At 45.2% G+C, this 18,108-nt stretch carries 13 protein-coding genes; 7 read left to right on the top strand and 6 right to left on the bottom strand.

Going from position 1 to position 18,108, the window contains the following annotated elements; genetic code table 11:
• Positions 1 to 13 precede the first annotated feature (13 nt).
• The 4 genes from ACDZ28_RS02830 to ACDZ28_RS02815 all read right to left on the bottom strand — a co-directional run bounded on the left by ACDZ28_RS02830 (position 14) and on the right by ACDZ28_RS02815 (position 5,718).
• Positions 14 to 1,435: a glycosyltransferase gene (locus tag ACDZ28_RS02830; RefSeq protein ID WP_375103963.1), complete on the bottom strand. Its 1,422-nt coding sequence runs from the start codon at positions 1,433 to 1,435 to the stop codon at positions 14 to 16.
• Entirely contained in the window at positions 1,432 to 3,474 is a 2,043-nt protein-coding gene (locus ACDZ28_RS02825) for a glycosyltransferase (protein WP_375103962.1), read from the bottom strand. Before ACDZ28_RS02825 ends, ACDZ28_RS02830 begins: the two co-directional genes overlap by 4 nt.
• A 150-nt stretch (positions 3,475 to 3,624) precedes the next feature.
• A complete protein-coding gene (locus tag ACDZ28_RS02820) occupies positions 3,625 to 5,445 on the bottom strand; it encodes a DUF6385 domain-containing protein (RefSeq protein ID WP_375103961.1) in 1,821 nt (606 codons plus the stop codon).
• A gap of 120 nt (positions 5,446 to 5,565) precedes the next feature.
• Positions 5,566 to 5,718, bottom strand: a complete 153-nt coding sequence (locus ACDZ28_RS02815; RefSeq protein WP_170880373.1) for a DUF6385 domain-containing protein — start codon at positions 5,716 to 5,718, stop codon at positions 5,566 to 5,568.
• A 329-nt stretch (positions 5,719 to 6,047) separates the two neighbouring features.
• On the opposite strand from ACDZ28_RS02815, the gene ACDZ28_RS02810 reads away from it, so the two are divergent.
• From ACDZ28_RS02810 to ACDZ28_RS02795, 4 genes are all read left to right on the top strand, one after another.
• Positions 6,048 to 6,584, top strand: coding sequence for a hypothetical protein (locus ACDZ28_RS02810; protein WP_375103960.1), 537 nt, complete (start codon positions 6,048 to 6,050; stop codon positions 6,582 to 6,584).
• Between the two features lie 18 nt (positions 6,585 to 6,602).
• A complete protein-coding gene (locus tag ACDZ28_RS02805; protein ID WP_042130932.1) occupies positions 6,603 to 7,184 on the top strand; it encodes a hypothetical protein in 582 nt (193 codons plus the stop codon).
• Between the two features lie 150 nt (positions 7,185 to 7,334).
• Positions 7,335 to 8,000: a carboxylesterase gene (locus ACDZ28_RS02800; RefSeq protein ID WP_042130931.1), complete on the top strand. Its 666-nt coding sequence runs from the start codon at positions 7,335 to 7,337 to the stop codon at positions 7,998 to 8,000.
• Between the two features lie 263 nt (positions 8,001 to 8,263).
• Positions 8,264 to 11,263: a carbohydrate binding domain-containing protein gene (locus tag ACDZ28_RS02795; RefSeq protein ID WP_375103959.1), complete on the top strand. Its 3,000-nt coding sequence runs from the start codon at positions 8,264 to 8,266 to the stop codon at positions 11,261 to 11,263.
• A 377-nt stretch (positions 11,264 to 11,640) separates the two neighbouring features.
• Here the strand turns inward: ACDZ28_RS02795 and ACDZ28_RS02790 are convergent, their stop codons facing one another.
• Entirely contained in the window at positions 11,641 to 12,672 is a 1,032-nt protein-coding gene (locus tag ACDZ28_RS02790) for a LacI family DNA-binding transcriptional regulator (protein ID WP_042130929.1), read from the bottom strand.
• A 121-nt stretch (positions 12,673 to 12,793) separates the two neighbouring features.
• On the opposite strand from ACDZ28_RS02790, the gene ACDZ28_RS02785 reads away from it, so the two are divergent.
• Positions 12,794 to 14,494 (top strand): alpha-glycosidase, encoded by a 1,701-nt coding sequence (locus ACDZ28_RS02785; RefSeq protein WP_375103958.1) that lies wholly within the window; start codon positions 12,794 to 12,796, stop codon positions 14,492 to 14,494.
• Between the two features lie 180 nt (positions 14,495 to 14,674).
• On the opposite strand, the gene ACDZ28_RS02780 is transcribed toward ACDZ28_RS02785, so the two are convergent.
• The gene (locus tag ACDZ28_RS02780; RefSeq protein WP_375105299.1) at positions 14,675 to 15,739 is read right to left on the bottom strand and encodes a M23 family metallopeptidase; all 1,065 of its coding nucleotides are present in this window, start codon (positions 15,737 to 15,739) and stop codon (positions 14,675 to 14,677) included.
• A 294-nt stretch (positions 15,740 to 16,033) separates the two neighbouring features.
• Between ACDZ28_RS02780 and lipA the strand changes: the two genes are divergently transcribed.
• Both lipA and ACDZ28_RS02770 read left to right on the top strand, forming a co-directional pair.
• The gene (gene lipA, locus ACDZ28_RS02775) at positions 16,034 to 16,939 is read left to right on the top strand and encodes a lipoyl synthase (RefSeq protein ID WP_076121202.1); all 906 of its coding nucleotides are present in this window, start codon (positions 16,034 to 16,036) and stop codon (positions 16,937 to 16,939) included.
• A 339-nt stretch (positions 16,940 to 17,278) separates the two neighbouring features.
• The gene (locus tag ACDZ28_RS02770) at positions 17,279 to 17,938 is read left to right on the top strand and encodes a YutD family protein (RefSeq protein ID WP_375103957.1); all 660 of its coding nucleotides are present in this window, start codon (positions 17,279 to 17,281) and stop codon (positions 17,936 to 17,938) included.
• The last annotated feature ends 170 nt before the right edge of the window (positions 17,939 to 18,108 follow it).

Here is an 18,108-nt window from a genome sequence, read left to right as displayed (position 1 = left end):
GGAAACATCCCTCCTATTCTGAAACTTTGGGAAACGGAAGAGCGAGGCGTACTCTTTTGACCGCTGGAGAGTAGATAGCTGAAGAGGACAGTGAAGCAAGCAGACGATCCGCTGACAAAATCTGTGAACGTCCCTGTTGAGAAGCTTGAGTAAAGGCCGCTTCTTTAGCTATTGGTTGCTCCATGGTATTTATCAGCTGTGCGGCTGCTTCGTTACATCCCTCACTCTGTAACACTTCTAGGAGAATCCTGTTCTTAGTCAGTGTGTAATCTGTTAGATGAGCGTGGAACCAACCATAGATCTCACTGTCGCGACCTGCACACTTCATGGCTCTCAGCAGCCGTGCAATGACGGGAGTCGGTTCGGGATGAAGCTGTGCGGTTTTGGTGTAACAAGCAATGGCTTCGGTCTCATCACCCATCTCTTCACATAATTGACCCAGCATATAATAGGTTAAATATGAACCGAATCCAGCCTCAGTATGGTAGCCGGGAGGAGCAGCTCCGATGACCAGCGCTTGTAGCAACGCTACTTTGGCTTCTGCAAAGGCACCTAATTGTAAGAGTAGAGCCCCTTTGATATGAGCTAAGTCTGGATAATCTGGATGTGCGTTAATTCCACGATCACAGGCTGCAAGTGCCCCAGGGTAATCTTTTAATTCTGCAAGCGAGCGAATTTCATATTTGTGCAGCAGGTGGATGTAACTTGTATCAGGCGGTGCCTCTTCTAGTGCTTGTTGGATATGTTTTAGAGCAGGTTGATACTCTCCAAGACGCATATACTCCACGGCCATATTAAAATGGTGAAAAGGATCCTTAGGATTTAGCCTTAGCTGTTCTTGTAGCAGCTCGACATTTCGTTTGATTTTATCCTTTTTGACCACTACCCCTTCTGCGTAACCATAATGATGGATGATTATGGTGGTCAAATGCATCGGTGCCTGGGGGGTAGCTGTTATGATGGCCTCAGCAATCTGTTCGTGGATGATCCCGCTAAAACGGTACTTAGGGCGATTACGGAACATCCGAATAATCGGGTTGACGGTGATCGTCTGTGAAGCGGCGGTTAGCCCTTTATGATTATGAATGCGTAGAAAAAACGCTTCGTACTCCATATGCTCAGCGCAAAGCAGCAGTTCTCCTTTGCTCTCCTCACTCAGTTCCTCATCTCCGTCTAGAACGAGAATCCATTGTCCATGGGCCTGCTGAAGACCTGCGTTGCGGGCAGCGGCAAAGTCGCCGCTCCAAGGGTGGTGTATGACGTTAGCACCGAAGCTAAGAGCAATTTGAACGGTAGAGTCGGTGGATCCGGTATCGACTACAATGATCTCATCAACGACTCCGCGTACGCTTTTTAAACATTGACTCAAGTGGTCTCCTTCGTTCTTAACGATCATACATAAGGAAATTAACGGCTTTTTTCTTGAACGGTTCATAAGGATGACCTCCCTTCGCACTGACGGAAGCTCCACTTTGTGTGCCAAGGTGTACGATTCAGCAAGGAAATGGATTTACGAATAGCTCTGATATCTTCCTGCAACGGGCCATGAACAGGGGGATCGTTTAAGCTTTGTAGAGCATCCTCCATACTCAGCTTCGCTTGCTGAAGGTAACAGAGGGATAAGCCGATCCTTGCGGATTCATGCTCAGGCTCTTGTTCCAGTGCTTGCTGAAACAATTCACTGGCTTCGGAATAATGCCCTTTGTCAAAGATCATCTCACCAATATAAAAAAGCACGCTTGCATCGGCGGTCTTATCACGAACAAGTACAATAAATTCCTCTCCTGCGGCCTGCCAATTCCCTTCTTTATATAATGCTGTGGCAAATTCAGATCGATAAGCAGGGAACAGGTCTACTAAAGTATGACTAAGTGTGAGCTGATGCAGCTTTACGGATTGCCCGATGAGGTCTGAAAGGAGTGAGGCATATAAGTGATCTACCTCTATTTCTATTGGACATGCCTCTTGTTGTCGTTGGCATCGTGCAATGTATTCCAGTCCAGAACGAAGTTCACCTGATGTATGAATGAGCAGGTCGTTTTTGAATTCCCCAAATTGCTCCCATTGGCAAATGGCCCAAAGGGTATACCACTGCTTTTGATACTCTGAACTATGGTTACCTTGGGAAGCAAGTGAGATCATCTGTCTTATAGCCGTACATGCTTCTTCCAGTTTACCGGTGATGATGAGTGAAGAGATGATCCCTTTTGCAGTATCCAATTCCAATGGAAAAACATCTCGGGATAAGGTGCTAATAGTCTCATAAGCATTTATCTGATATAAACTGTCGATGATCGCGGATCTACTGGCTGGAGTTGTTGGCGGGACGAGTTGGATCAGTAATGTGGCTATTTCCTCATCGGGTACAGCTAGGTGTTGAAAAGCAGCAGCTATCCCCTGCAAGGCGGGCGTATATAAAGCATGGTGTTGAAGTGCACGATGAAAAAACCTCGCAGCATCTTCCTGAAGTCCAAGCCGCTGTGAAATTAAACCCATATGGTATAGCGGACGAAAGGTGCTCATTCCTTGCTCACATACATATTTTTCGCTAAGTCCCTCATGTTCAGGAATGGACTCTGCACGTTGATAGGCTAATAGCGCACGCTCCAAAAGTCCCTGGCGCTCCAAAGATTGACCTAACAAAAAATGCAGATCAGGATAGTCGTCATAACGCTCCAGTTCCACCATGAGTAAGGGATCAATCGCATTTGTTTTTCCTTGAGCATGATAAATTTTACAGAGATCTCTAATCATCGTAGGTCGATAGAAGGCCTCAAGTTCTACATGCTGGAGCGTTTGACGAAGCAAGGTCTCCGCTTCCTGAAGTTGACCGTCCTGGCAGTAGTTTACTGACAAATTGTAGGAGTGGAATGGGTCTGCTGGATATTCGGATAAAGCTAATTGCAGCAGGTGCCTATTTCGGTTGATTTTATCTTTTCGTGCCATGATTTCAGGCAAATATCCAAAATGAATAATTTCAAGCTGACTGTGTTCAATCGCTGAGAGGTTATGTTTGCTTAGGATTGAAGTATCAATGCCCTCATGAATTCTTCCACTATAACGATAACCCTGTCCATTTCGGAATAAGCGAACAGCACTGTGCTTTACCTTATCTTCGGGTAGTACGCCTACCCAATTATCAATGTTTACTGTAAAAGCCTGAGCTTGTGTGTTCTGCAGGAGGCTGCGAAGTTCTGTAAGTGGGTTTCGCAGGCACTCATCGGCATCTAGGACTAGAATCCAATTCGTTGAGGCATGAACGAGCCCTTCATTACGAGCTGCAGCAAAATCATCTGTCCAATCGCGTTGGAAGACTCTAGCCCCGTGTGCTTCGGCTATAGCTATGGATTCGTCGGTAGAACCCGTATCGATCATCACAATTTCGTCAACACCAGCTACGCTTGCGAGACAGTGGGGCAGGAGATCAGCTTCATCTTTTACGATGAGGTGGACGCCAAGCGTAATATTATTCACGGTTGTTCCTCCTTGGAAGGCATTATGTGTTTGTTGCACATATGTAGATCTGCTGTAATATAAACGATTTTCGGCGTCCTTATAGTCAAAGAAAAAGCACATGGATATCCATGTACTTTTTCTTGTTACAACATATGATGGTCATCTGGATTACGTGCCCTGAGCATTGAAACTTACATTGATCGTGGATGCAGAGCCTGAATTCGCTGATTGGTAGGATAGGCGGGTATATTTCAGGAATCTGGCTGGTACTATGACATCGACAGAACCTGCTGTTAAAGGATTATCTCCCGTTGTATCGACGAAATAATTTGTTCCATCCGCACTGATTTCTACACGTGTGTTGACTGGATTTGCCCCAGTATTATTGATGAAGAAGGAATACGTTCCTAGCACACTCGTAGTAACAGCTGGCAAAGGCGTATAGGTATTAGCAGTCGTAATGCCTGTAGTCGACTGTTCAATAAAGCTGCGTTGTGAAATAGAGGTGACACTACTTAGTGTACCGGCAGTAATCGTAGCGCCAAGCACGCTGGTGATGGTACCGTTGAGGATGTTGGTAACTGTACCTGCGGAGGACAAAGTACCCGCAGTGATCGTAGCGCCGAGCACGCTAGTAATAGTCCCGTTAAGGATGTTGGTAACTGTACCTGCGGAGGACAAAGTACCCGCAGTGATTGTAGCACCAAGCACACTGGTGATGGTACCGTTAAGGATGTTGGTAACTGTACCTGCGGAGGATAAAGTACCCGCAGTGATCGTAGCGCCGAGCACGCTAGTAATAGTCCCGTTAAGGATGTTGGTAACTGTACCTGCGGAGGACAAAGTACCCGCAGTGATCGTAGCGCCGAGCACGCTAGTAATAGTCCCGTTAAGGATGTTGGTAACTGTACCTGCGGAGGACAAAGTACCCGCAGTGATTGTAGCACCAAGCACACTGGTGATTGTACCCGCAGTGATTGTAGCGCCGAGTACACTGGTGATGGTGCCTTCGAGAATGTTAGTAATTGTACCTGCGGAGGATAAAGTACCCGCAGTAATTGTAGCACCAAGTACACTGGTGATGGTGCCTTCGAGAATGTTAGTAATTGTACCTGCGGAGGATAAAGTACCCGCAGTAATTGTAGCACCAAGTACACTGGTGATGGTGCCTTCGAGAATGTTAGTAATTGTACCTGCGGAGGATAAAGTACCCGCAGTAATTGTAGCGCCGAGCACGCTGGTGATGGTGCCGTTAAGGATGTTGGTAACTGTACCTGCGGAGGATAACGTACCTGCCGTTATGGTCGCCCCAAGCACGTTAGTAATAGTGCCCTCAAGGATGTTAGTAATTGTACCTGCGGAGGATAAAGTACCCGCAGTAATCGTAGCGCCGAGCACGCTGGTGATAGTGCCGTTTAAGATGTTTGTAACTGTACCTGCGGATGATAACGTACCTGCTGTTATGGTCGCCCCAAGCACACTAGTGATTGTACCCGCAGTGATTGTAGCGCCAAGCACGTTAGTAATAGTGCCCTCAAGGATGTTAGTAATTGTACCTGCGGAGGACAAAGTACCCGCAGTGATCGTAGCCCCAAGCACGCTAGTAATAGTCCCGTTAAGGATGTTAGTAACTGTACCTGCGGAGGACAAAGTACCCGCAGTGATTGTGGCCCCAAGCACGCTAGTAATAGTCCCGTTAAGAATGTTGGTAATAGTACCTGCGGAGGACAAAGTACCCGCAGTAATTGTGGCTCCGAGCACGCTAGTAATGGTACCGTTAAGGATGTTGGTAACTGTACCTGCGGAGGACAAAGTACCCGCGGTGATCGTAGCGCCAAGCACGCTGGAAATCGTACCATCTAAGATAATCGTTGTTAGATTTCCGCTTGGATCTGTAGTGAGCGGATGATCAATCAGCGAAGCATCCCGTCCGAATATAAGCGTTCGTAGATTATCAGGATTCGCTTGAAAAGAGCTATAGTTAGGCAAAGTTCCTCGTCCCTTCCTTGTAAATGATTAAGTTATACCTAAAGACTGGGCTTGGACGTATACACACAATATTGCTTGCCAATACCCTTTGAATGTAGCGTGGAGCGGAGATTCGAGTTATTACTTTAAGAATCGATTCAGCACTAGCGCTCTTGCTTCTTTAGAAGCCACAGTCTCTTCTAAATCTATAAAACAATCAAAACGATTCGGGCGGTTCTTCAGACGGACACTAGCAGGGTGATCTCCCTGATTCTTAACTGCATAAGAGATCATCGTTTTAGTTCCGTCCTTTTCTATTTTTATTTTGCTGCACTTTTTAAGCTCCGGGCTGTTATGGACTTCATTTCACCTCCAATGGGTATCCTGGAACTCTATCCATAAAAAGGCCCAAACCGTCGTTTGAACCTTGAGCCTAAAAAACGCAGCCTAATAAGCCGCAAACCGATAGGGACAATCCTTAGCCATTCGAATGGTGTGATATTAATATATGGTGGGAAATAGGGGGTGATTGGGCTGGAAAAGCAAAAAAACGCACATTCCCACAACCTGTTACAGAGAGCGGCATAAAATGAGAGTAAGCTTAAGTACGGGGAGGATATCTCATGCCGAACGACTCAGTATTCAATCAGAGCAGCCAGCCGCTTTTTACAGAACAAGTCAACACGTATGTCGCACCTGGTATAGATTCAGCTCCTGAGGGGGGAGCGGCTAAAGCGGGGTTATTGTTTGGAATCCCATTTACTTCTACAGTAACGACGGCGGCGCCGTTAGTTATTCAGATTAGTAATCCGGGAGGAAGCGGACGCACATTGTATGTATCACGTGTTACTGCTAGCTCAGCGACGGCGGCTGTTACTTTATCACTACTTCGGAACGCTACGGTCACCGGAACTACCGTCACGCCGATTAATTATAATTTTGGCAGTGCGTTAACTAGTGTTATGACTGCTAGAACCTCAGCTGCTGCGCCTACTGGAAGTCCGGCCACGCTAGTATCTCTATTGCTCGCGGTCGGTCCGGTCATTATTGATTTTACAGGACAAATTGTTGTTCCTCCCGGAAATTCCATCACTACTTCCATAACGATTGCATCGGGGTCTTCAGCAGCGACGACATCTATCAGCTGGTGGGAATATTAGAAACAGGAGGGGATAATTATGCCTAATCAATTTGTATTTAATGACAACGATCAACCTCTTTTTGTAGATATGGTGAATACCTTCCAATCTCCAGACATTAGCGCACCGCCTGAAATAAGCGCTTCGCAGGCTGCCGTCTTGTATTCTACCAACGCCTCCGCTTCAAGCTTGGTCGTGCTTAGTCTTATTTCTGCAATCACCTCTATTCGGATTAGTAATGCTGTCGGCAGTGGGAAAACTGTTTATATCTCACGTATAAGCGGCAGTATCGGCGGTTCTTCTCTGCTATCGGCAATGTCGGGAAGCTTTACAATTGTAAAAGGTGGGACGGTAACTTCCCCTACAACCTTGACGCCAACGAATAATAATTTGGGCAGCGTAGCCACGAGTGCGATGACCGTTCAGTCTTCCACGGCAGCTATTAGCGGGGGGACGACGCTTTTCAATTATCAATTGGCACCGGGGGCGTTTACACAGAACTTTACGGGCAGCATCATTGTTCCACCGGGGACTGCTATTTGTGCTAACGTAACCTCATCCAGCTCCGCTGTAGGTTTAACGATTACCTCAGTACTGGGTCTTCTTTGGTGGGAACAATAGAGTTCTTGCTTTGAGCCTTTGACAGAGCTGAACCTTGACATCACTAGGTTAAGGTTTTACATAAATATATGGAATGTATAGAAAATTAAGGGGATTGGCATTATACAATAAAACTGTAATTCAGATTGGAATGTGAAAAGAGGGACAATTATGGAAAGTTGTTTATTTATTCATGGCTTTACCGGAGGTGAGCATGAAATCTCTCCCTTGTCCCAGTTTATGGAGCAGCATAATTACCGTTCCAGAACATTTACCCTGAAAGGGCATGGAGGGAGCAGGAATGATCTTCTGCATTCAGATCGACATGATTGGCAGCAGAGTGCTGAAGATGAATTGACAGAGCTGCTAAAGACGGATGAGGGCGTTCATCTGATCGGATTTTCAACCGGTGCGCTTATTGCTTCTCATCTTTCTGTACGGTATAAACCCTGGATCAAATCTCTTACTTTATTGTCCACTCCCGTATTTCCGCTCAATCCCGTGGAGATCCTTAAGACGCTTGCGAGCTTTTCCATGCTAAAAACGTATATTAATAAATTCACTTCAACGCCCCCAAAGGCGACGAGAGAGTTTCAACGACTGGTCCGAGAGAGTTTTTCAATCTATCCACATATTGAGACTCCAACTCTAATTGTGCAGGGAAAACGAGATCATCTGGTGAAGACTAGAAGCGCAGACTATTTGCAGCATACAATTCCTACCACTCAAAAACAGGTACTGATGGTGGATAACAGTGGCCATATGGTTTGCCATTGTGAAGATAAAGACCGAATCATGAATGAAGTACTACATTTTATACAAAGTGTGGGAAGCTGAGCATAAAAGGTGAATAATTAATCCTAAAGAGCCCCGATTAAGGAGGCTCTTTTTCTTGTGAAGTTTAAATTTTTATAGCTTGACAACGTATTCACAATCATGGTAATTTTTAGTTGGGAAACCGGTTTCCCTAAAATTATTTGTTTTTTGTGTTAAAGACGTTAAAAACATTAGAGACATCACTGGGCGGGCTTGGTTTTAATCAAGGTTGTAGGTTTTAGAGTGTTATGAATACGCTTTAATAAGAGAGGGAGATGCACGCAATGAAACGTAGGTTATGGTATGTACCCGTTCTAATTACATCTATTCTTCTTTCTACCGTGATTAACTTGTTTGTCTTAACACCGCAAAAGGCTGAAGCGGCCAGCATCGGCACAATTAATGAGAATGACACGATTTATCAGATTATGGTTGACCGATTTAATGATGGAGACACTTCCAACAATGCTACTGGTGCGGCAATTCGCTATGGAGAAAACTCTGAGGAAGATTTCCGTTATATGAAAGGCGGAGACTGGCAGGGGATTATCGACAAGCTATCATATATTAAAAATATGGGTTATACCGCGATCTGGATTTCCCCAGTGGCTGAGCCACAGATGACTAATCGGGAAAACAACGGTACCGGTAAAAATACAGCCTATCACGGATACAACGTTAAGAACCCTAACGCTGCCAATCCGTACTTCGGTACTAAGGAGAAGCTGAAGGAGCTTGTGGATTCCGCACATGCACTTGGCATCAAAGTAGTAATTGACGTTGTGCCAAACCACGTAGGCGATTATATGCTTGGTACCCAAGCCTATTATGATATCCCATCATTGCAGCCGGTGGCTCCGTTCAATAATCCAGCATGGTACCACCATAATGGAGATATTAACTGGTCTCTAGCGGATGGGAGATATGATCAGTGGGCACAGGATTACTTAGAGAATCATGATTTGGGCGGGTTAGATGACATTGATTTCGATGTTCCTGCGGCTAAGCAGGCGATATTCGATTCAATCAAAGGCTGGTTTGATTATACGGGCGCTGACGGTGCGCGTGTGGATGCTGCCAAGCTGATGAAGCCAACAGATATTGGTGAACTACAAAATTATCTGGGTGTTAATACCTTTGGCGAGAATTTCGACGGAAATGCTGAATTTGTTTCACGTTGGGTTGGAAACAACAAGGAATGGGGCATGCTCGATTTCCCAATGTTCTTCTCCGTGCTTAACAGCTTTGCTTATGGACAGTCTTTTGAGTCCAATATCAAAAGCACCTTGGCACAGGATTCCTACTACAACGGGAATGCCAATCACATGGTAACCTTTATCGACAATCATGACCGCAATCGTTTTCTAACGGAAGCTGGTGGAAGCGTTGATAAGCTGCAGAATGCTTTAACCTTTATTTTTACAGTTCGTGGAACACCGGTTGTCTTCCAAGGAACAGAGCAGAACAAAGGCAATGGCAACAGTCAGATTATGACGGGTGGTATTGCTGATACTTGGAACCGCTGGTCTATGGTGAAACGGGATGCAAGCGGAAACGTGATTGAGAACTATTTTAATGAAAATGCCAGCACCTACAAGCACGTAGCCAAACTTAATGAAATTCGTAAAAATAACCCAGCACTACGTACAGGTACACAACGTGAAATGTGGGCTGCACAGAACTTATATGCCTTCTCACGCCGCATCGACAGTGGAACGAATCAAGGCCAAGAAGCAATCTCCGTATTCAGTAATCAATCAAACGGTTCGCAAACAGTAACTATTCCATTGCGCGCTGAGAGCTCATTAACCGTAGGTACAGTTTTATATAACCAATTGAATACTGCAGATACAGTGACTGTACAATCAGGCGGAGTAACTGGAAAGCAAATTACTGTAACTGTAGGTGCCAATTCAGCCAAAATCTATGCGAAACAACAACAACCATCAGAAACAGTTCCTCCAACTACTCCAACCAACGTAACCGCAACGGTTCAGAATGCATCTAGCGCTTTGATCAGCTGGACAGCTTCTACCGATAATGTGGGCGTAACTGGATATGAAGTTTATCGTAACGGTGTCAAGGTAGGCACAACGGCAACTACTTCCTATACGGATAATGGTTTATCCGCTAGCACTACCTATAACTACACGGTAAAAGCATTTGATGCCGCAGGCAATCTATCTCTTCTTAGTGCGATTGCGTCTATTACAACACCGGCAGGGAACAGTGTCACGATTTACTATAAGCAAGGTTATACCTCGCCTTATATTCATTATCGCCCAGTAGGAGGTACATGGACGACATCTCCGGGTGTGGCTATACCTGTATCTGATGTAGCCGGATACAACAAAATAACGATTAATATCGGCTCCGCCAGCCAGCTTGAAGCATGCTTTAACAACGGCAGTGGCACATGGGACAGTAACGGGGGCAGCAACTATCTATTCGGTACAGGAACATGGACTTATACGCCGACTGGAAGTATCACGTCGGGTGGACCAGTAACACCAACACCAACACCAACACCAACACCAACGGTAACACCGACACCAACACCAACGGTAACACCGACACCAACACCAACTGTAACACCAACACCGACACCAACGGTAACACCAACACCAACAGTGACACCAACGCCGACACCGACAGTCACTCCAACGCCAACGGCAACACCGACTGGTAACACCGCAACGATCTATTATAAGAATACGGCATATAGCAGCTCGTACATTCATTACAAGCTAGATGGAGCGACAGTCTGGACGACGGCACCTGGTGAACAGCTTCAAGCTTCTTCTTTCCCAGGATACAAGTCGATCACAATTCAGCTAGGCACTGCAGCCGGGCTGACCGCAGCCTTTAATAATGGCAGTGGTACATGGGATAACAATGGCAGCAGTAATTATCATTTTGCTGCTGGAACCTGGAGTCTGGTGAACGGAAGTATCAGCGCAGGGGAACCTCAAGCAGACAGTGTGACGTTCCGTGTAAATGTTCCAGCGTCTACTCCGGCGAGCGGACCTGTGTACCTCACCGGTACCTTCAACAGCTGGAATGCGGCGGATCCAGCTTATCAACTGACCAAAGGTAGTGATGGGGTATACTCCATCACGCTGAGCTTGCCAGCAGGAACAGCGGTGCAATATAAGTTTACGCGGGGCGCTTGGACTAATGTGGAGGTAAACTCGAACGGCTCGGACATTTCCAACCGAGCACTTACTCCTGCAGGCGGCGCACAAACAGTGAATCTAACCGTGCAGCGTTGGAAAGATCTATAAGCTGCTAGTCAACTGAATCATAATACCTTTCACAAGCTAAGGAGCGGCCCCTCACGGGAGCCGCTCCTTAGTAAGCAGATGAAGCTCTTTCATTGCAAATAGTGCAATAGAATCTCTCTATTAGAACTGGAAGAATGAATCTACTGTACTATGTGCAATAAAATTCAGGTGGATCGCTGTTTTTAGACGATTTACTGAGAGTTGACTGCACATAGTGCAATAGAATTGAATCTGATCCGTTTTACAACGAATTCTATTGCATCAAATGCAATCAACCCTATTCAAGTCCCATTAAATTCAATTGTATTGCATTAAGTTCCGGTGATTCGGTCTCGAACGAGTTTAATCCATCGATTCATTCTCTCTAAGCAGAATAATTACGAAGTACCTCCAGAGAATTTGATTCTCATCGTTGATTCACGAGGGATTAGTTCTGGCTCTAGTAGCGAATGCTTGTGGGGCATATCATTGCTCCGAATGCGCTCCATCAGCAGCTGGCCTGAAGATACACCCAGCTTGAACGTATCAATATTAAGGGAAGTTAAAGGAGGTGTTGTATAACGGGAGAGCGGATATTCATCGAAAGCGGCGATGCCGAGTTCTGATGGAACATCAATTCCGAGTGCTTTTGCGGCTTGAAGCACCCCAAAGGCTACATAGCTGTTCATACACACTACAGAGTCTGGCCGTTCCTCACGCTGCAGAAGCTCAAGCGCAGCATGATAGCTGTCATGTTCATCAGCCTTGCAGTTGATGATCCATTTCTGGTGAACGGTAAGGTCTGTCTGCTGTAACGCTCTTAAGTATCCACCTAGGCGATGGGTATAAATTTTTTCCTGCTGCTGTCCGCCTATGAAGGCTATTTTTGAATAACCCTGTTCTACGAGATGCTCCGTCAGCATGCTGCCGCCTGCTTCATTATCAAAATCAACCCAGCTTCCGGGGGCTATAATCTCTCCAATGGAGATGTAAGGAAACTCCAGTCGATTCAGTTCTTCAGATAGTGCTTCTGTCAGTACAGAATTGTTGGCAATAATTCCGTCGACACGTTTACTAAACACAAGCCTATTTAGAAAATGGCCTTCTGGACTGCTATGTTGCACGTTGGAAATGGTCAGCTCGTATTTTAAAGGTGCAATTACGCTCTCGATTCCACCAATAATGTTGTAAAAAAATTGGTTTAGAAACTCACTTTCTTTAGACATATCGACCAGTAGGCCAATATTGTAGCTGCTTTGTCTGGCTAATCCAGTAGCGATACTGCTAGGTGTGTAGTTCATTTGCTTCATAATCTCTCGTACCTTGTGTTTCGTTTCCTGTGATATTTTCGGGGAATCATTTAGTACTTTAGATACAGTCGATTTGGCCACATTGGCTGCTTTGGCAATATCAGAGATTGTTACTTTCATCGTCGTCCCTCATAACTTGAAAACGGTATTTGTAACCATAATAACACAAATTTAGCAGTCTCTCTAATGATGAATGAACCGATAGATAGAACGATAAAAGTATAGAAGGAGTTTATAAGTTATGCCTCAATCATGGTTTATATATCATACAAGTGAAGATCCATTTGCCTACCCTGTAGGTACAGGGACCCTTAAGCTCAGACTATTTACGCAAGCTGGACAGCAATTATCCTGTACCGTAATCCACTCGGATCGTTATGATTCTCCGGGACAAGAAGTTCCTTTGCAGATGGAGCGGATTGGGTCGGCTGGTATTTATGATATTCATGAAGCAATAATTCACACTAGCACTAGAAGATGCAGATATCTATTTCATATAGCGAATGCAGCAGGGCAGTATGTTTGGTATGGAGAGAGGGGGGCGTCGGAGAATCGGGAGCGTGCAGGCTCTTTTCAATATGCATACCTTCACCGTTCTGAGGCTTTGAAGTTACCTTCATGGAGTAAGGATGCGGTGACCTATCAAATTTATCCTAATAGCTATAATGGTGGAACTCTAAAGGGCATTTCGGACAAAATACCCTATCTGCAGCAACTTGGTGTAAATACTATTTACATGACGCCTGTATTTGAGTCTCCTTCAGAGCATAAATATAACACCTCTGACTACTATAAAATCGACCCTGCATTTGGGGATACAGACGGATTAAAGGCGCTGGTCAGTGAGGCGCATCGTCATGGAATTAAGGTCATTCTAGATGCTGTGTTTAATCACTCGGGAGATCAATTTTTTGCTTTTAAGGATGTAATGGAAAAAGGCGAGCAGTCCCTGTATAAAGACTGGTTCTTTATTCGTTCCTATCCAGTTGTACAGACGCCCGCACCGAATTATGAGACATTCGCCAAAGCTGAAGCGCATATGCCAAAGCTGAATATGGATCATCCCGAGACGGCTGATTATATGATTAATGTTGCTAAGTATTGGATTCGTGAAACAGAGATCGACGGCTGGCGTTTAGATGTAGCGAACGAGGTCAACCCGGCTTTTTGGTCTCGCTTCCGGCAAGAGCTCAAGTCTGAATATCCTGAAATCCTACTCATCGGAGAGATCATGCATGCTTCTGGGCCTTGGCTTAGAGGAGATCAATTTGATGGTGGCATGAATTATGTTCTTCGGGATGCCGTGCTTGAATTTTTTGCAGAGCAGACAACGGGGCCAGATCGCTTTATGGAGCAATTACTCCATCAGGAGGCGTTGTATAATGACCAGGCGAATTCAGCTATGTTTCAGTTGCTTGGCAGTCATGATACACTTCGCTTTCTTACAGCATGTAAGGAAGGGGGACGTGGCTGGGATCGGGTGGGTACCGCAATTCAACGAATGAGGTTGGCAGTTTTTTTTCAGATGACCTATATCGGTATTCCGATGATCTATTATGGGGATGAGGTTGGAATGGAAGGAGCTACGGACCCTCACTGTAGAAAAGCTATGGTATGGCAAGAGCAAACTCAGGATACAGCGCTTTTGAAGTGGTATCAAGAACTGATTTTTTTAAGAAAAAGCTGTGATATTCTAAGAAGAGGCACGTTCCGCCCTTGGTTCACAGATGAAGTCCGTAATGTCCTCGGTTATATCCGGGGTGTGGGTCAAGAGAAAATAGGGTTAATCATCAATAATTCTCCGAATGCGTTTGAGCTTGAGCTTAGTGCGTATCGTTCGGATAAAAATGTGTTAACTGATCTATTGTCAGGAGCTACTTTTAAAAATACTAACAGGCTTACAGTGAGCATTGAACCGTTTGGCTGTTTAATGTTGTATTAAAATAGCATAAGGCCTCTTCCAAAGAAGGGGCCTTATTGTTCATTAGGAAACGGATGTCACCTCAAAAGTATATCGAAGCCGTTTCTATATAAAAATATAAGAAAGTATAAGCTTCACGCTATACATTATCCTTATATTCCTCGCATATACGCCCACCGTCCTTTAGGGACGCTGAAGGCGTTATTCCTTGTGTGTGGTACTTTTTTTATTTTTGTTCTTTAGGTCTCTATACTCCTGATTTTCCCATTGTTTTAACAACGGAAAAGGGTCAAAAGCCCATTCAGTAATCCCACGGTCACGGTAGATACCAAAATGTAGATGTGGCGGGAATTTCCCTTGTGTTCCTGGATTACCGTAGCCTGAGCTGCCTACCCAGCCAATGATTTCCCCCGGTGAGACAATATCTCCACGTGAAATGGATTTGTTGTATCCGGATAAGTGAGCGTAATAATGGTAACGATTTTCGATATCGCGAATTCCAATTCGCCAGCCACCATAGCGGTTCCAGCCTTTAGTTTCCACTAAGCCAAAGCAGGTGCTGCGTACCGGCATGCCTTGTGGTGCAAAGAGGTCAGTCCCCTCGTGGATACGTGCTCCCCCCCAGCTTCTGCCAGTTCCCCAAGTGCTACGGTAAGAATAGGAATTACTTAAGGGAAGCGGAAAAGCATTACCTGACAGGTCAAGCCGCCCAAAATGCTCATAGAGCTTGGCGAACTGAGCTATACGCTGAGAGGCACGGCCATTGTGATAATACTCCCAAATACCGATACTGAAATCACTAGCTGAATCACCATATTTCTGTAAGTGTTTAGCCATACTATATAGAACATCAGCATCATTCTTTGGATCAGCGATTCCGTCTCCTGAGCCATCACGGCCAAAGCCGTTAAAGAAGGTGATGGATTCCGGGGAAGTATCCTCTTGATCCGGGTTGAGTGGGCCGGACCATACGGGTGCTGGAATCATGATTCCTGTAAGACGGTTAGTGACGGGCTTGTCCGAGGACCCTTTTTTGGCGATGGTGCGTTCATATTGATCAATGGCGGCGAATCTAAACCAAGGAATTCCAGTGGCTGCACTCATTTGATCATAAATCCCTCTACGTGCAGTCCAGATGGATTCCTTGCTAGCATTAACGGGATCGCCGCTGCTTTCCACCGGTTGGACTGTAGCCTGTACTGCAGCTGCCGGAACGGGAAGGCCTAAACCACCCCAAAGGATAGCGGCCGCGGACAGACACAACATCGTTCTCCGGTTATTAGTATTCTTAAATAGGGCCAGCAAGATAACAGCCTCCTTTTGTCCGGGCGTAGAATTGAATGTAGGCACTTCGGATAAAGCTTTTATTATAGATTGAAGCAAAAAGCTACTTTTTATCCGTTCTTGTCTAAAGGTACCAGTAAATTCTCTGCCGGAATCGAAGTTGGCATGCCCTGCATATTTCACAAAAACAGGCAATTGTAAAGCGCACATGGTATAATATGAGGCAGCATCTTTCATCTGCAGCATCACATTCAGGAGGAAGCGGGGTTTATTATTTTGACGAACAAAACAGCAAAGCAGCCTAAGCCGGATTGGATTCGAATCAAGCTAACTACCGGTGATAACTATCAGGAAATCAAGAGCATGATGCGTTCTAAAACTTTACATACCGTATGTGAAGAAGCTAGATGTCCGAACATTTATGAATGCTGGGCCAATCGAACGGCTACCTTTATGATTCTTGGTGATATATGTACTCGCGCATGCCGTTTCTGCGCTGTGAATACAGGGCTGCCGACAGAGCTGGACCTTCAGGAGCCTGAACGTGTAGCAGAAGCTGCAGAGGGAATGAACCTTCGCCATTGCGTGGTGACCAGTGTAGCCCGTGATGATCTTGCGGATGGTGGCGCCCAGATTTTTGCTGAAACGGTAGCAGCAATTCGTAAACGCCTTCCGTTATGTAGTGTTGAAGTATTGATTCCAGATTTCCTGGGAGAACGAAATAGTCTAGAGATTGTCATGAACAGTAATCCAGACATTCTTAACCATAATATTGAGACGGTGGAACGGATGTCAGACCGTGTGCGGGCTAAAGCGAAGTATCGCCGTTCGTTGGAGCTTCTACGTAGAGCCAAGGAGATGAAGCCGGACATTCCTACCAAATCAAGCATTATGCTTGGAGTCGGTGAAGAGTGGGATGAAATTTTACAAGCAATGGATGATTTGCGAGCCGTAAATTGTGATATATTGACTTTAGGACAATACTTACAGCCTTCTCCAAAGCATTTGAATGTGGAGAAATATTATCCACCGGAGGAATTCGCACTGCTCAAGGAAGAGGGGCTAAAGCGTGGCTTCAGCCATGTGGAATCAGCCCCGCTTGTTCGCAGCTCTTATCGTGCGCATGAGCAGGTGAAATCTGCCGCTCAAGCTCGTGAGGAGCGCGCGGTTTCCTCTAGTTAATTTTTTGAAATAGTGACAAAGTCACAAAAAGGTTTATTAAGAAGAGGGTTGAAGGAGCGATAGCGTTCTGAAACACTCAGCCCATAGGTTACACATAAAAAAACGTTGATTTGAGTCATTGGAGAGAAATGTTGGAGCTGCAGGAGCGTTAGCGTTTGCCTGAAAGCTTTCCGAAGGAAAGCTAGCATCGTAAGCATACACTGTTGATTTATTTCAACCGCTGATGCGGTTCAAATAAAAGAAATTAATCAACAACAGCGACCGAAAGCCCAATATTTCTCGGAAATGACGGCATAATCAACGAAAATACTTTCCTTCGAAAGGCAGGCGGCAAAAGGTTTGATCGTTATAGGCGGAAAAGGCTACGAACTTATGTTAGATCATAAGGATGGTTGGAATCCGGAGGCGTTTCGCGGAAGATATAGCGAAGTGCTGGAAAGATACGACTATATTATTGGTGACTGGGGTTACAGTCAGCTGCGCTTGAAAGGCTTTTACCGAGATAACCACCCTAAGGTGAATCGGGATACAGCGATTTCTGGCATGGTCGATTATATTAATGAATATTGCAATTTTGGCTGCGCATATTTTGTGTTGCATAAATTAAAAGAGGTACCACAAGAAGGCATGTTCAAGGATATTCTAATCAAAGAAATACCAGAACCGAGTGAGGAAGAAGATTCGGAGCTAGAAGCCGAGGATCATGATGGAGCGGTTATAGATAAAGAGTTCTCCTCCAAAGAAACGTCATCTAAGCCAGGTTCGAATTCATCTGCTGCATTTAAAGAGATGACTTCTGCTAAGGAAAGACCTTTAAGAGAACATCAAAGCCGAAATCACCGGGGTAAAGATTCGCAGGGGAAGAAGTCCAAAAAGGAATTTCAAAGCAGACCACCACAAGGTCAATCTCAAAAGCCGCAAAACACACAAAACACACAAAACACACAGAAGTCTCAAAATAACCAAAATGCACAAAACGTAGAGAATTCAGAATCTTAAAGATGAAAGCTGACCATAAGTAGAGAACTTCTACGAGTGAGACAGCTTTTTTCTAAATATAGGGATAACGTATAAGTTTCCACTATACATTATCCTTTTATTTCTCGCATAAACGACTACCGTCCATTGGGACGCCGAAGGCGTTTTTTGCTTTTTTGAAATGGATATTG

Source organism: Paenibacillus sp. RS8, from assembly GCF_041956825.1.
In the GTDB taxonomy this organism is placed as follows: domain Bacteria; phylum Bacillota; class Bacilli; order Paenibacillales; family Paenibacillaceae; genus Paenibacillus_AQ.
The sequence above is the reverse complement of the archived record's forward strand: the minus strand, read 5'-3'. Positions and strand labels throughout refer to the sequence as shown.